Here is a 15,064-nt window from a genome sequence, read left to right as displayed (position 1 = left end):
GCAGGTTGCTGAATACGGGAAAGCCAAAAGGACTCGCGACCCAGCTACCTTTGGTGTTATCAACGTCTGTCAGAGTGCCTGGCCTTCAGGCACTCACACTCAGACGTTATTGGTATTCAATCGTCCATTTCGCGTTATTATTATTCGCTTTGCCATAACGATTCAGGTGTAACTGTTGTGAGCTGGTGTCGAGCCAGACGTACTGATCCCAGCGCGTGTTCTTGAGATTCCATACACCGCCCTGATCTATCAACGAGAACCCAGAATCCTCGGCAGAATCCCACAATTTTACGTAACCACTGAAAGAAGCGCTGTAGCTGAGGAACAATTCAGCATTGTATCGACTTCGAAAATACACTTGCTGATCTTTACCTGTTACACCCACAAATGCCAAAGGTTGTGCACCACTGGCTTTTAGTCTTGCGTTATTTTCTAACCCTGACTCACTCGATACAGCAAGCCCAGTTTCGGCGCTTTTCAGGATCATCGCCTGGCCAGCATCTGCTGGTAAATCTGGCGCTGTCCAGCTATCAGGAGCAGTTTTCCAAAATGGTGACTTCCATTTCCAGTTATACGGCATATCCATCAGTGGATCGTTTAGGTCTTCGTAACCTTCGACGGCTTCAACATTATACAGACACTGACGACGCTCTTCGTCTAACTGGGCAACACGCTCTAGCTGACTAACCGTGCCAACATTCAGCTCGGCCATACATTGCTCCAGACTCTTGCCCTTGCCAGATTCACCAGGTGCCAACACATACGTGTGATCACGGCGGCTTTCATCGTCATACCATTGACGCATGGCCGTTTCATCGAAAGATAGCCAGGCGTTAACCAGCATTTGTGCCTGTGCTCGTGCATAGCTTTCTCTTTGCTCAACCGGAGTTGCCATAGTGCGAATAAACGCAGCCCACAGATCTTTACTCGCTTCCAGCGCCACCAGTGCAACCGGTTTCATGTTGCTGGGACGGTAACCCTCCCAGCTGCCATCTGTGCGTGTGCCCGGATGCCAGATCACATCGCCACTTTCATAGCTAATTGCATCGCCCGTTGCGTGGGTATGCTGCTCAGCACCTTCAGAACATAAATAAGCCTTTACTTGCCAGACTGTTTCATAGTTATCCTCAGGCAGGCGTACGGTGTGCTCCGGACTGAATGAGTCCTGGAACAGATGCACGGCACGGCCAAACAGGAAATAGTTATGGTCTACGGTGACAGCACTGGCGTAACCGCCACCATCCCACACCTTGATCTGCTTACTTTGCGCCATGGCAGCATTAACAAAGTGATCAATAAAACGTGCCTGTCCGCGCTTAGCCGCATCCACACCACCTGCGCCCCCTACATCATCATAACGACGCATAAAGTGATCCTGCTGTAAGTCGGCAGGCTCCTGAGCCACGGCGTTAAAACAATTTGGGCCGGTCGGATCTATGCTGGCATTGGTGACGTTAAAACCGGCGATATCAACCCAGCGCTCACCGACAATGGCCGCGAAAATTGCATCATATTCAGAGTAGTAGGTGTTGTCATTACGACGGTTAGCGAGAATTTTAGCCACTTCCGTTTGAGCAATATTCAGTTCCGTTGATTTCGCGAGGCCCTGACCCCAGCTCAGGCGGGGATCATTCGCATCTTCTACCTTAGTGTCTTGTGACAACAGCTCAAGGGCGGAGGTTCTGGTGAGCCACTCGTGACCAATGGGCATAACGCCGCTGCCGCCTAACTGGGTAAATGCGCTGACTTGAGTATTTGCTGCCACTGCAACAACACAGGCAAGATGTTTTAACTTCATAATTACTCCTTAACTAATTTTGCATCAGCATTGTCACATAATTGAAATATGAAATCTTTAATAAAAGCATAAAAAATTCATAAAAATTAAGTAATTTAGAATGTTAAATGAGCAATCCCGGTTTGATTAGTATATAAATTCAACAGAAAATGGTCTTACAAGAACCAAGTGCTTAACATTTATGAACTGGCTAAACACCATGGTGCCGGAGGTAACAAAGTTCAGCTGGGGTTAGCTAAAAAGGCAACAGCAAAGTAAGAAAAGGGAAACATAGTTCCCTTTCCACCTTACTCAGTGGTCAGTTTCGAGTGCGTTGTGTTAGCGTAAATCTGCCGGTGTGGGGTAATCCGGGTGTTCAACATTTCGATGCGACCAGACAGCGGGGATAGGTGATTCGCGCTTCTCTTCAATCATAGTGACCAAAGTTGACAAGTCATACTCTGGTTCACCATAGTATTCCAGCCAGCCTGCGGGCACGTCCTGAGGATCTGCCGCCTTGATCACATGGGCCATCCATTGTTTTCTGAGTTCGGCCCATTGCGCTGTTTGCATAGCACTTTCGGCTATGCCATCAACCGGCCGCAGTTCAATGTAAATTGTGCGACGCGGGCCTTCACTTCTTTTTGGCTCAGAGCTGTGCAATATCATCATATCCTGCACCAAAATATCACCCGCTTTGGCTGGTTGCTGCACAACACCCGGAATATCCCAGCCGTGCTGACTGGACAACTCATAAATATCTAACACCTTATGCTGAGTATCAGGCACATATCTTAAGCAGCCATCATCCAGATCGGCATCGTCCAGATACACACCTACATTTAAATAAGGGTAGTTACGCGGGTGTGGCGCGCCATGATGCCAGGCAATATGGGGATGTGGATGCGGATACTTGTAAACCAAATCAAGCTGCATAGGCACACAGCCTAACCCCACCATCTTTTCGCAGATGGCCATCATTGTTGGGCTGGCCAGCAGTTCCAGTACCAGTTCAGGGTCGTCAAACAGCAGATCATTGTAGCGAAACAGCTTAGGTTCGTCCGACTCCGTAGATAAAAAATACTGATTGCGCAGCGCACCTTTTGCCAGATCAGCCTTTGCTGAATCTTCCAACCTGACTGACAAGTCTCTCAGGCGCGCTAGCAAATCTTGTGACAATGCCTGCTCGAAGCGCACAAACCCATTTTGCTCGTAAAAGCTCAGCTTTTCCTTTTCTATTGATACCATAACCAAACTCTTTCTATATTAATAACCAACAAGTTAGCTTGGCTCAATATGGTAAAAATAGCAATTACGCTTAGTTACGCGACACGATTCCCAACGTTATTCTAACGACGCTTCCAAAGCGGATTGTACGTGAATGCGAGTCGTGTCATAAACCGGTATATCCGTATCTGAGTCACGAATGAGTAAAGCTATTTCGGTGCACCCCAGTATCACCGCCTCGGCCCCTGACGCCTTCAATGAAGCAATGATCCGTAAATAATCTTCACGAGATTTATCCAGTACTTTACCCAGGCATAACTCCTGATAAATCACATCATGTACCTTTTGCTGATCAGACTCGTTGGGTACACACACTTCAAGGCCAAACTTTTTCTCCAGACGGGTTCGGTAAAAGGCTTCCTGCATCGTAAATCGAGTCCCGAGCAGCCCCACTTTTTTGACCTTGTCCCGCACCAGCACCCGACCAGTCGCATCCGCAATGTGCAAAAGTGGAATACTGATGGCCTGTTGTACTTCGTCTGCCACTTTATGCATGGTATTAGTGCAGATCAGCACAAACTCCGCGCCCGCTGCTTCAACAGATTGCGCTGCAGTTGCCAGCAAGTCGGCAGCAGCTTGCCAATCCCCTCTGTGCTGCTGCGCTTCAACCTCAGCAAAATCAACACTAACCAAAACGATTTTCGCAGAGTGCAATCCTCCCAGCTGAGCTTTGACTCCTTCATTCAATAAGGAGTAATAGCTCACAGTTGACTCCCAACTCATGCCACCTATCAGGCCGATTGTCTTCATTTTGTCTGTCCTGTTGTTCTCATACTTGTTACCTCAGACTCTCACAACTAGCGGATAAATTGCAGCTTTTTTATTACCTTAATCAGCATATTCAAACAGACGACAACAACCAGCAGACGGTGTCATCATTTCGTTATTGTACCCGTTTAGATTAGTCCTCGCAGTTTTCATGCTTAATCAGCCAGAGCTCGCCACCTCTGTCTTGCGTGCTCTGGCCACAATAATTAGAAAGGATCAAACAATGAAATGTGGTACAAAAAGTCTGCTGGCATTATCTGTGGTATTCGCTCTGACAGCCTGTGATGGCGATGACGGGAAAGACGGCCAGGCAGGAACCAATGGCACAGATGGTCTAAACGGCAACGCCGGGCAAACAGGCAACAAAGGCTCTGATGGTGCTGACGGGCTGATCAGCCTGGTGAACCAGGCAAGCTTAACGATGGGCAATGAACACTGCTATTTTGGTGGCGTTGCGCTGCAATCAGGTATCGATAAGGATAGTGATGGCGCGCTGAGCGAGTCTGAGATCAGCCAAACCAACTATGTATGCCAACCCTCCCCGATGACAAATCAGGGGTCGCCACTGCCTTATACAGCAATGCGCAGCGACCTGCAAAATGGTGATATTGCAGGCAGTACCTTTGAAGTACGCAACGGTGGATATGGTTCAGACATGGTTGCTCACCCCACCAATAATACCCAATTCTATGCACTGACCGATCGTGGCCCCAATGCCACCTACACAGGTGACTACGGCAAAGGTAAAAAGTTTCCGACCCCAGACTACACGCCCCGTATCGGCTTATTTGAGCTACAAAATAATGGCCAGATAATTAAACTAAAAGAGATCTTGCTCAAACGTCCCGATGGCACGCCAATCACAGGCCTGCCAAACAGCTCAGATCTCGGCGGTACGGGTGAAACCCCGTACGATGCAGACGGCGCACCCATTTTGGTTGATAACACACAACCTTATGATGCACAGAATAACCCGCTCAAACTTGACGACTATGGGCTGGATGGCGAAGGTCTTGTTGCCCTAAAGGATGGCAGTTTCTGGATCAGTGATGAATATGGCCCACATATCGTTCATTACGATGCCAACGGTGTTGAACTATCCCGTATCAATGCATTCGCAGAAGATGACCGTGTAACACTGCACTTGCCTGCTGAGTTTGCTAATCGACGTGCAAACCGGGGCATGGAAGGCCTGGCCATTACACCGGACGAAAAAACCCTGATCGGTGTGATGCAATCGACTTTATATAACCCGTCAAAAGCCGTGAAAGACCTGGATATTGTTCGTATTGTGACGGTTAACCTGGAAACCAAAGCGGTAGGACAATACTTATATAAGCAGGAAAAAAATCAGAACTCAAATTCAGGGATCGTCGCCCTGTCAGCGTCAGAGTTTCTGGTCATTGAACGCGATGGTGCATTTTATAACACGACGCCAGACGCGATGAAGCGCATTTATAAAATCAACCTGAACGATGCCACTAATCTGGAAGAAATCGTCTCCTCACCACAGCTGATGCAGGATGAACAGCTCGGGTTAGTGATGAACGGCAAGACCCTGGAAGAGGTCGTCCTGGAACAAGGCTGGGAAGCTTTAAACGACGCAGGGATCGTGCCTGTGAACAAATCTCTGGTGCTCGATCTGGTTGAACAGGTTAGCTATCCACACGATAAGCTTGAAGGTATGTGGTTAATTGATAACTCCAGACTGGGTGTACTGAACGATGACGACTTTGCCACCTGGTCCACTAATGGCATGCTTGAGCAGAAATACCTGGATGCTGGCAAAACACAAGTGGATGGTAATCGCCTGTACTTATTTGAAGGACTCTCGCTCTCAAAATAAGGCGTAAGCTGGCCTTATAGCAAAGCCAGAATAAAACCTGGCTTTGCTGATTTTCCGAATGTCGAAGTCACTCAGGCCGTTAGAAATCGTAAGTCGGACAGCCCTTTTGCACATCGGTTAGCTCGGGTAAGCACTGAATCGCATTTTGCGTATACCACCAGCCGCCGGCAACCTTAGGCGTCATTGCTCGTGGTAACGCCTTGGTATCTGCCGTCAGGCCTTTGAGTTTTCTTTTGCTTAATTTCAGTTTCATTACAATGTTCCTTATATAGAGAAAACTCAATTATGAACACAGCAAACCTGAGTATGTCAACGAATTGAAACAAATATATTAATTACATTAATGATTACTGTGCTTTAAGCGCGTTTATCAGCGTATCGATATCTGAGCGGCTGACCCCCAGGTGAGTTACCAGTCTCATTCCCTGATAGCCAGGTGTGATCTGGATCCCCTGTTCGAGCAAGTTCTTGGCCATCAGCTGAATATCAACCTCTGTGCCAACATCCACATACACCAGGTTAGTTTGAACCGGGTAAGCAGACGCATCAAATCCTTTCACTGCATTAAGACGCTGTGCAAGATAGCGCGCATTGTCATGATCTTCACGCAAGCGCTCGACGTTGTTTTCCAGCGCATACTGGCCAGCAGCCGCCAGAATCCCTGCCTGACGCATGCCGCCACCGAGCATTTTTCTCAGCCGTCTTGCCTTGTTAATCAGTGCCTTGCTGCCCAAAAGCAAAGAACCAATGGGCGCGCCCAAACCTTTAGACAAGCAAATTGTCATAGAATCAAAATGCGCTGCAATAGCCCGAATATCGACTTCCAGTGCGACTGCCGCGTTATAGACCCGGGCACCATCAAGATGTAGCTGCAAACTGTGCTGATCGCAAAATGCACGAGCCTGAGCTAAATAGTCCAAACTTAGCACCTTGCCGCCAATGGTATTTTCCAGGCTCAACAGCCTGGTGCGGGCAAAGTGAAAGTCATCGGGCTTGATATAAGTGGCCAGCTTTTGCAAATCCAGGCTGCCGTCGGGTTCATTCTCCACAGGCTGCGGCTGAACCGAGCCCAGCACTGCCGCGCCACCAGCTTCATACCGATAGTTATGTGCGCTTTGCCCGCATAAATACTCATCTCCGCGCTCACAATGCGCCAGTATCGCCAGTAAATTAGCCTGAGTGCCTGAGCTGACAAACACCGCCGCCTCAAACCCATGACGCTGCGCCGCAAACTGTTCCAAATAGTTAACCGTAGGGTCATCCCCGTAGACATCATCGCCTACTTCTGCCTCAACCATAGCCTGAAGCATGGATTTACACGGTTTGGTAACGGTATCGGACCTGAAATCTATCATTGTTGTTCTTCCTGTTTACGGCGATATTGAACCGCCAGTAAAAAACATTTTTTGCTTTTACACAAGCAAGACACGGCGACTTGTGTTACTAACCCACATAACGCTTTTCAACCCGCCAGGGCGGGTTAAGTCGATTCTCACCAGCCCAGTATAATTTGATTTTGTTACCGGACGGATCAGCCACTATGGCTTCACGCCATAGGTAAGACTCGTCGGTTGGTGCTTGTAATAAACTGATGCCGCGCGATTCTATCATCGCAATCCAATCCTCAAGCGCTTCGTGCTCAAAATAAATCGTAGTATTGTGAAGAATATCGTCCTCACACAGAGACAATGAGAAAGTCGCCTCTCCTTCGGGGCAAACAAAACGAGCATAGTGGGGCGTATCGACTATTTGGGTAAAGCCCAGTTTAAGATAAAACTCGACGGCCTGCTGCATATTATGGACGCTCATCGTTACCTGATTTAAATTCATGTTCTCTCCTTTTTGGTCGTCACAACGCGATATCACGCTGAAAGAAAACCGAGAATAGAACCTCAACATAACTTTAGGTCAATACTTTGATATAAACTTTTGAAAGAGTGCAATACATAATCAGCACCATGCCGAAATAGGGGCTGATTTTCACCCCTGTCAACGATCCCGAATTTAGCACTGAATGACGGAGGTAGAGAGGTACCTGTATTAAAGATGCGAAATGAAAAGATGGCTGACAGGTTCTGTCTATCAGCCACATGAGGAAACTCTATTGCCAGGCACCCCAAAATCATCATTTCAGGGGCGTCTGGTGAGCCTAAGCCTTAGCCTGTGACTCAGTCAGGTGATGTTGTGCCGCCAGACCTCTGTCTTCGAGGATCACATACAGACACGGTAAGATAAACAACACCAGAAAAGACGACGCTGCAATACCAAACAGCAAACTCACCACCAGAGGCTGTAAGATCTGAGCCTGCAAGCTGGTTTCAAGCAGCAATGGTAACATACCCGCAACGGTCGTCGCTGTGGTAATAAACACCGCCCGAAAACGTTCCCTCGCCGCCTGCACCGCAGCCTGATGCGCATCCAGCCCCTGCTTTTGATGTTCCTTAATATAAGTCACCAGCAAGATGGAGTCATTCACCACAATACCGGCCAGCGAGACAAACCCCATCATACTTGGAATGGTAAAGTCATATCCCAGCAATACATGTCCCCAGAGTGCCCCGATCAGCGCCAGGGGGATCGCCAACATGACCATCACAGGCTCCATATAACTTCTGAACTGAAAACTCAGAATAATAAAAACCCCTACCAGCCCCATCAGAAACTTTTTACCAATTGACGACCCTGTGCTGCCGCCCTCTTTCACTTCGCCTTCGTAACTCACAGATAACGAAGGATATTCAATCAGTAAAGGGGCAACCACAGCTTTGTCGACTGCCGCAATGATCTCTCCGGTATTGGCAATCGCAGCATCCACATCACCAATAATGGTGACTGACCGCTGACCATCTACCCGATTAATGCGGGCATAGCCTCGCGCCGGAATAAGCTCCGCGACGGCCGATAATGGCAGTTGTCTGCCGTCAGCGAGGGTGATGGGGTAATTCTGTAACTGCCACCAGGACGATTTATCTTCTTTTCTGAGTCGTACGTCCAGCTCGATGGTTTCATCGCCGCGCTGAAACTCATCGGCTTTTTGACCAAAAAAAGCGGTTCTGAGCTGATTAGCTATGGTTGCGCCGTCCACGCCCAGCGACATTGCTCCGGGCAAAAGGCGTACCATCCACTCTTCTTTGCCCGGACGCAGGTCATCCATCAGGTTCTGCACACCGTCATATTCGGCCAGTGCCTGCTGAATAGCAAATGACGCGCTCGATAACATAGCAAGATCATCACCATATAATCGGATTTCTATCGCGCGCCCGGCTGGGCCCACAGCTGGCTGCTTAAATGCCAGTGCCAACGCGCCGGGGATCTCGCCAACCGCATCGCGCCAGCGGTCCTGTAACTCAAGCAGGCTGGTACTTCGGGTTTCGGCCGTAAGCAAATCAGCACGCACGGTAGCAACATGTGTTCCCTCTTCACCGGCATCCTGGTTACTGTTGTACTCAACAATGACGTTTTGGACCAACGCCTGCTGGTGTGGCTGCGCAGGTGTATACTCCTGGTTTAATTCGTTCAGTTCATGCACTGCACGGGTAACCAGCTGCTCCGTTTCATACAGTGGCGTGCCCTGGGGCATCAGCAGTCGCATTTCAAGAATGTCTCCCTCCAACTCAGGAAATGCCTTAAACTTCAAAAACCCACCCGCCATCAATGAAATGCTCAGAAAAAACATAGCCAGCACCGCACCGACCGCGGCATAGCGATAAGTTACGGCACGCTCAACCCATTCCACCAGCACCTCAGTGCGAAAACGCTCAAAGCGTTGATTGAAGCGCATTTTGAATCCTGATGCCGTTTCATCCTGCTTGTTGTGTAAAGAATGCAACAAGTGATTAGGCAGAATAAGGAAAGCCTCAACCAGGCTCACAACCAATACAGCCAGTAACATCTGTGGGAACACTTTCATGATCTGACCAATATCACCCGCAATAAATGCCAGGCCGACGAACACCGAGGCCGTAGTTAAAAAGGAAGACAAAACACCCGGCGCGACCTGCTTAACGCCTTTAATAACGCCCTCATCAATGTCTTCGCCTCGTTCTACATGACTGGCAATGCTTTCAGCAATCACGATCGCATCATCCATCAGTATTCCGATGGCCATCAACATACCAACCATAGAGATCATGTTGATGCTGACCCCGAGCACTGTCATCAACCAAAATGCGCCGAGAAAAGAAATAGGCAGCCCCATCGACACCCAGAATGAATAGCGCCAGGTAAAGAACAGCCACATCACGGCAAACACCAGTAAAAAGCCCTGCCATGAGTTGGTGCTGAGCATAGTCAAACGATCAGAAACGATTTTGGCCTGATCTGAAGTCAGTGCCATCTCGATCCCGTCCGGAATTTGCTGTCGTTCCCGTTCAACAAACTGATAAACCTGCTCCACCAAATCAAGTGCATCCTGCGCTTTGGTTTTCTTGATTTTAAGCAACGCTGCGGGTTTGCCATTGAACTCAACTTTCGCCTCGTCCAGTTCAAAGCGCTCTATGACTTGCCCGAGATCTTTAAGCTTAAGCTGACCGCCTGACTGAGTACTGGCGATCACCAATTCATCCAACTCTTTGGCGGTCACGCCTTGCTGATCAAAGCGAATTTGCAGCGTTTTGCCTTTGGTCTCTAAATTACCAGCGGGCAGTTTGATGTTTTGTCGCTCTATATGACTAACCACATCGTTTATAGATAGTCCGTACTGGCGTAACAGCGACAAAGACAATTCAACTCTCAGCTGACGATCTGAAAATCCATGGATCTCAACCAGAGAAATATCTGGCAATCTCTGGAGTTTGCGCTTTACAGACTCAGCGAAGTCTTTAAGCTCTGCTGCCGGGAGGTCCGCACTGATGGCTAAGGTAATGAGTGACTCCGTCCGGCCAAGCTCTTTGATAACCGGACTCTCAGCCTTGTCCGGAAAGGTATCTATGGCATCAACCTCGGTTTTTACATCCGACATCAGCCGGGTGATATCACCGCCTTCTTGTATCTCAACAACCATTTTGGCCATGCTTTCGCGCGCTTCACAACTGATCTGCTCGATATCGCTCAGCCCATCCATGGCCTCTTCCAGCGGCACACATAAAGCAAGTTCAGACTCTTCCGGGTTAGCACCCGGGTACGGCACGCTGACCTGAATCTGGCTGGGCGCTATTTCGGGAAAGGTTTCTCGCTTTAGCTGCGGGAGCGCACTCAGTCCAAGCACAATGATGGCCAGCATCAGCAGATTCGCCGCGGTCGGGTGGCGGGCAAAATAAGCAATCATAACGCCTGCTCCTGAGCCGCCTGTGCTTGAGTACGCAGCGCACGGCCAGGCACTGCCGGGATCACATCACTCAACACCAACACATCACCTTCGCTGACACCGCTTCTGATCACGGTGCGGCCATTGGATTCAAATGCCACTTCAACGTTGCGGATCACCAACTTTCCGTCTTCAAGCAAATAGAGCCTGTCGCCATGTAATGCCTCGGATGGCACGGATAATAGAGGCCGTGGAGCACCTTTTACTTTTACCTGTACGTACATATCACTGATCAAAGGTGGGCGCTTTCCGGGTTCAAACGCTTTGTAATCAAATGCCACATCAACGATCAAGGTGACAGTGTTGCCCTCTGGGTCGATACTTTCACCGACACTGGTCAACTTGCCCTGCCAGCTAAACCGCTTGTTACCTATATATAAGCTGGCCTCAGCGTTAAGGTCCCAAGTTTGTACATCCGGGAATTCTCCCTGGATCAGCTTAGGCGCAATATACTGCCCAAAATATCGCATGTCGCTCAACGCAACCTGTACAGGGATCTCCATTAAGTCAGTCCGATGCGCTGTCACCAAACTCTCACGCTCTGCAACGACCTGTTGCATCTCAACGCTCACGGCTGCTATTTGGGCATCAAACGGCAAAGTGATGGTGGTTTTTGCCAGTTTACGCTCTGCCTCACTCAATCTGGCCTGTGCCAGCTTCACTTTTGCCTCTGCCACCGCCATGTTGTCAGGATGCTGATCAACGGCATTGCGAACATCCAGCACTTTTTGTTCCTGAGCCCAGACATTCGCCTGCTCGGCATCAACCGTAGAGACTGACACTGAACCAGATTTAAGCAGGCCTTGCTTGCGCTTGAGCTCTTTTTGTAACACACTCAGGCGCTGCTCTTCCAGACGCAGTGATAAAACGAGCTTTTCATCATTAAGCTGGGTACGGGACAATTCGGCCCTGGCTGAATTTAAATCGGAGCGGGCCTGTGCCAGCTTAAGCTCATAGTCTATCGGGTCAATTTTTAGCAACACAGTGCCGGCTTTAAGCGCCTTGCCCTTCTCCAATTTAGGATGTCGATAAATAACCCGGCCACTGACCTCCGACAGCGCCTGCCAGCGCTCTTTAGGACGCACTCGCCCAAACCCCGTCACATAGGGTTCAATTGGGGTATTTTTAACCTCTGCGGTCTCAACCAATAAAGCATCTGTGCCATTGCTGTGTTTTTGAGGTGATTTTTTGCCCGATGCCAGGGCGATTAAAATCAAAATGCCCAGAGCTGGTAATATCAGCAACCAGCGCCTTTGTTGCCAGTTAATCTTCATGTTTCTCTCGCTCTTTAAAACACCCGTACTTAAACATGTTGGCATTATGGGTTGCCATTTTTGCCAGTTGTTCATCGTCAAACTCTATGCCCATGGCTTTGGCCATGCCTTCACGCATATACCAGGGAAAAATCAACAAACCCATGAGGTTTAAAATGAGTAACCTGTCGTCCAGCTCTTCTTTTATCAGCCCCTGCTGCTTAAACTGAGCCAGCATGCTAAAGAAAAAAGGCTTGCGACTGTTTTGTAGCGTGTCTATCAGATACTCGCGGCAAATTCCCTGCTCCAGCACGATTTCTTTGAACATCAAAATCGGAAATGATGGAGACTGTTTAATCACGTCATAAAAGATGTGAAAGACATCTTCCACATCGAATGCTCTGTCCTGGTCAATGGCCTGCTCAATACCGGCAATCACTTCACCAGTGACTTCCATAAACATCGCCTTATACAGGCCTTCTTTATTTTCGAAGTAGTAACGGATCAGCGCCGCATCCACACCAGCCTCTTGTGCCAGCATACGCGTGGTAACCTGCGAATAAGGTGCTGTGGTAAAACAGCGCCGGGCAGCCAGCACCAGACGTGCTCTGCCATCTTCATCGTTTTTATCGGGACGACCTCTGGTTTTCATATTGCTCCTGTCTGCGCCTGCTCATATCCTGAAATCGAACATAAAGAAGGCGATTAATTCAACACCTGATGAATAAACCAATTCTAGGGCACTGATAAATTTTGACCACAGAAACAATTCTCCAAATCACACTGCTTTGATGAATAGCAAACAAAGTGAGATACGCGTTTTTTGCTCCAGCCCCTTCAACACTGAGGTGTTTATAATCAAACAACGCCGACCTACGTATTTCATGTGCTTTATGTTTCAACAAAACCCTGCCGTCATCCCGGCCTCCGATCCGGGAACTACTCAAAAACCACTCAACTACCGAAGTAACATCCCGGAACTAAAGGCAAACCGTATAAAACAAACCATTGATATCGTGGATGAGTAGATCCCATGTCGAGCACGGGATGACGGAGAAAAGGGCTAGGTCAATAAATTAGAACGAGCCCGAGTTATAAACACACAGCTAAAACTGAGCAGGAAAAAGTAGAAAGTGGCTGCATCAGCTTCATGCAAAAATAAACGCCCAAAAAGTACACTTCTCATTACAACTAGATAGATGAGTATAAATCTCGCCAGTCCCGGTTGGTTCTTTCTATCAGGTCTACCTTCTAGCTCCAGCGCCAACGTTTGAGCAACTTTTCACGTCTAATTGCAGAAGAGATACACTCGCAAGTTTCAAAATACACAAGATTGAAGATCTAATACTTGGCTGTGAAGCACCCTTGATCAACCCTACTTTTGTGCTGCCAAACTCGTTGTTTAAGGTGTGTAGTTACACCAACATATAAAGTGCCATAAGGCGCGGAGGCCATAATGAAATTCATAATATATACAACAACTTGCATAAAGAAGTCCTTTTCTTTGCCTGTCTGCAAAACTCCAGCACAATAAAAACGTTGCCGCTTTTTCAGAGCGCCTGGATAACAAGTTCAGACCAAAGCCGCTAGATTCACTCCCTGACAACGTCGCTCAACTGACCAGAAACCCGCCAAGAAAAAATAAACAATTTGCTAACCTGAACTACGCATTTCGCTTCCCTACCCAAATGGGTAGTAATTTTACCGTTAAATAAGTTAAAAATAATGAACACATTAATATTAACCTGAGCTATTATTTAACATGAAAACAACAGGTGCATGCACTTACCTGAATGAAGGTAAGGCCAAAGGAAATTGCAGCTTGTACAGATAACTTATTGAATAATAAAACTTGAAGGAGCCAAGACATGTTTGAACAATTTAAGTCGTGGGCTACATCTGCTCATAAATCCGGCACGGATATGTTTACTTCAAACTTAGTCCCATTGAGCGATGTAACAATTAAAACCGTGTTTAATCAGGGTGTTCATGATATTGCCAAGTACTCTCGCAATGGCCGCTCAGTATATATCAAGCATGTTTATCTCAATCGCCTTAACGAAACGGTAAAGCCAAACATTAGCGCCAGTGATATCGACTTTTTTCGTTCATTAGACCAAATATTTCAATATTGTTATGTGCTGGTTTATGTCAAATGTAGTCGTTCCAGTAAATACGATAGTGCATTTTTTCTGGATGATTATGAGGCAATTAAAGGGATCAGCAAAAGTGAGGCCATGCAACGCCAGACCGATCTGACCTCCATCGCCCGAATAATTAGAAGTGAGTTGCTCTGACGTTCTGCCTGGCAGGTAACAAAGTTACAACCTTCAATGCCTAACGCAGTTTGTTTTGCTCAAGTAGAATAAAACAGCAAAAAGTGATACCCGAAGGTCCAGCTACAATGCCCCAACTTGGAATGGCGTGAACAATACAGAGGACAAAAGTGTCACTCGCTAATCTCAGAGCCCGCGTGCCTGCTCACTTCAACTATCCAGTCCTTGCAAAGGACTCCTGAGAACCTCTCCAGCCTCACCGGCACCTTGCTTCAAATACCCGATTAACACCTAATCAATGCCACCCGACCCTTATTCGCATACGTACTTTAAAGCTGCAGTGCTAAAAACGATGTGCAGTTAACTTTTGCTGCGTTACCTGAGCATAACTGTTAGCAAACTGACCTTCGCGGGTTTCAAAGATAATACCAAATTGATTAAATTTATGATCTAATGTCAAAATCCAATTTCCATCTATGTGATAGTGATTTTGCAGCCTTCTGAATTTATTAAGCTCTCCAAACAAACTAAAGATCCAAGAAAGAAAGTGCG

General features: G+C 47.8%; 13 protein-coding genes. 3 read left to right on the top strand and 10 right to left on the bottom strand.

All coding sequences use genetic code 11. The features are described from left to right. Positions 1 to 106 precede the first annotated feature (106 nt). The 3 genes from IY568_RS06460 to IY568_RS06450 all read right to left on the bottom strand — a co-directional run bounded on the left by IY568_RS06460 (position 107) and on the right by IY568_RS06450 (position 3,814). Complete coding sequence (locus tag IY568_RS06460) at positions 107 to 1,798, bottom strand: hemolysin D (RefSeq protein ID WP_194867117.1); 1,692 nt, start codon at positions 1,796 to 1,798, stop codon at positions 107 to 109. Between the two features lie 318 nt (positions 1,799 to 2,116). Continuing rightward, complete coding sequence (locus tag IY568_RS06455; protein ID WP_194867116.1) at positions 2,117 to 3,025, bottom strand: phytanoyl-CoA dioxygenase family protein; 909 nt, start codon at positions 3,023 to 3,025, stop codon at positions 2,117 to 2,119. A 96-nt stretch (positions 3,026 to 3,121) separates the two neighbouring features. Then, complete coding sequence (locus IY568_RS06450; RefSeq protein ID WP_194867115.1) at positions 3,122 to 3,814, bottom strand: aspartate/glutamate racemase family protein; 693 nt, start codon at positions 3,812 to 3,814, stop codon at positions 3,122 to 3,124. A 241-nt stretch (positions 3,815 to 4,055) separates the two neighbouring features. On the opposite strand from IY568_RS06450, the gene IY568_RS06445 reads away from it, so the two are divergent. Then, complete coding sequence (locus IY568_RS06445) at positions 4,056 to 5,678, top strand: esterase-like activity of phytase family protein (RefSeq protein WP_194867114.1); 1,623 nt, start codon at positions 4,056 to 4,058, stop codon at positions 5,676 to 5,678. 79 nt (positions 5,679 to 5,757) lie between these two features. Here IY568_RS06445 and IY568_RS06440 read toward each other — a convergent pair whose 3' ends face one another. From IY568_RS06440 to IY568_RS06415, 6 genes are all read right to left on the bottom strand, one after another. Continuing rightward, the gene (locus IY568_RS06440) at positions 5,758 to 5,931 is read right to left on the bottom strand and encodes a hypothetical protein (RefSeq protein ID WP_194867113.1); all 174 of its coding nucleotides are present in this window, start codon (positions 5,929 to 5,931) and stop codon (positions 5,758 to 5,760) included. 94 nt (positions 5,932 to 6,025) lie between these two features. Continuing rightward, positions 6,026 to 7,033 carry a low-specificity L-threonine aldolase gene (gene ltaE, locus IY568_RS06435; protein ID WP_194867112.1) on the bottom strand — a complete coding sequence of 336 codons (1,008 nt, stop codon included), beginning with the start codon at positions 7,031 to 7,033 and terminating at the stop codon, positions 6,026 to 6,028. A gap of 88 nt (positions 7,034 to 7,121) precedes the next feature. Next, positions 7,122 to 7,508 carry a VOC family protein gene (locus IY568_RS06430; protein ID WP_194867111.1) on the bottom strand — a complete coding sequence of 129 codons (387 nt, stop codon included), beginning with the start codon at positions 7,506 to 7,508 and terminating at the stop codon, positions 7,122 to 7,124. A gap of 319 nt (positions 7,509 to 7,827) precedes the next feature. After that, complete coding sequence (locus IY568_RS06425) at positions 7,828 to 10,944, bottom strand: efflux RND transporter permease subunit (protein WP_194867110.1); 3,117 nt, start codon at positions 10,942 to 10,944, stop codon at positions 7,828 to 7,830. Next, positions 10,941 to 12,257: an efflux RND transporter periplasmic adaptor subunit gene (locus tag IY568_RS06420; protein WP_194867109.1), complete on the bottom strand. Its 1,317-nt coding sequence runs from the start codon at positions 12,255 to 12,257 to the stop codon at positions 10,941 to 10,943. Before IY568_RS06420 ends, IY568_RS06425 begins: the two co-directional genes overlap by 4 nt. After that, positions 12,247 to 12,888 (bottom strand): TetR/AcrR family transcriptional regulator, encoded by a 642-nt coding sequence (locus IY568_RS06415; RefSeq protein ID WP_125557261.1) that lies wholly within the window; start codon positions 12,886 to 12,888, stop codon positions 12,247 to 12,249. Before IY568_RS06415 ends, IY568_RS06420 begins: the two co-directional genes overlap by 11 nt. Positions 12,889 to 13,129: 241 nt before the next feature. Between IY568_RS06415 and IY568_RS25100 the strand changes: the two genes are divergently transcribed. Together IY568_RS25100 and IY568_RS06410 are read left to right on the top strand one after the other, a co-directional pair. Then, positions 13,130 to 13,264, top strand: coding sequence for a hypothetical protein (locus IY568_RS25100; protein WP_267251359.1), 135 nt, complete (start codon positions 13,130 to 13,132; stop codon positions 13,262 to 13,264). An 840-nt stretch (positions 13,265 to 14,104) separates the two neighbouring features. After that, positions 14,105 to 14,533 carry a hypothetical protein gene (locus IY568_RS06410; RefSeq protein WP_010380912.1) on the top strand — a complete coding sequence of 143 codons (429 nt, stop codon included), beginning with the start codon at positions 14,105 to 14,107 and terminating at the stop codon, positions 14,531 to 14,533. Between the two features lie 322 nt (positions 14,534 to 14,855). Here IY568_RS06410 and IY568_RS24680 read toward each other — a convergent pair. Next, a partial coding sequence (locus IY568_RS24680; RefSeq protein ID WP_228553167.1) for a hypothetical protein occupies positions 14,856 to 15,064 on the bottom strand: 209 nt, incomplete at its 5' end.

Origin of the sequence: Pseudoalteromonas sp. PPB1 (assembly GCF_015356275.1) — a bacterium.
GTDB lineage: Bacteria > Pseudomonadota > Gammaproteobacteria > Enterobacterales > Alteromonadaceae > Pseudoalteromonas > Pseudoalteromonas rubra_D.
Note: the sequence above shows the minus strand (reverse complement) of the source record. Positions and strands in the feature narration are given on the sequence as shown.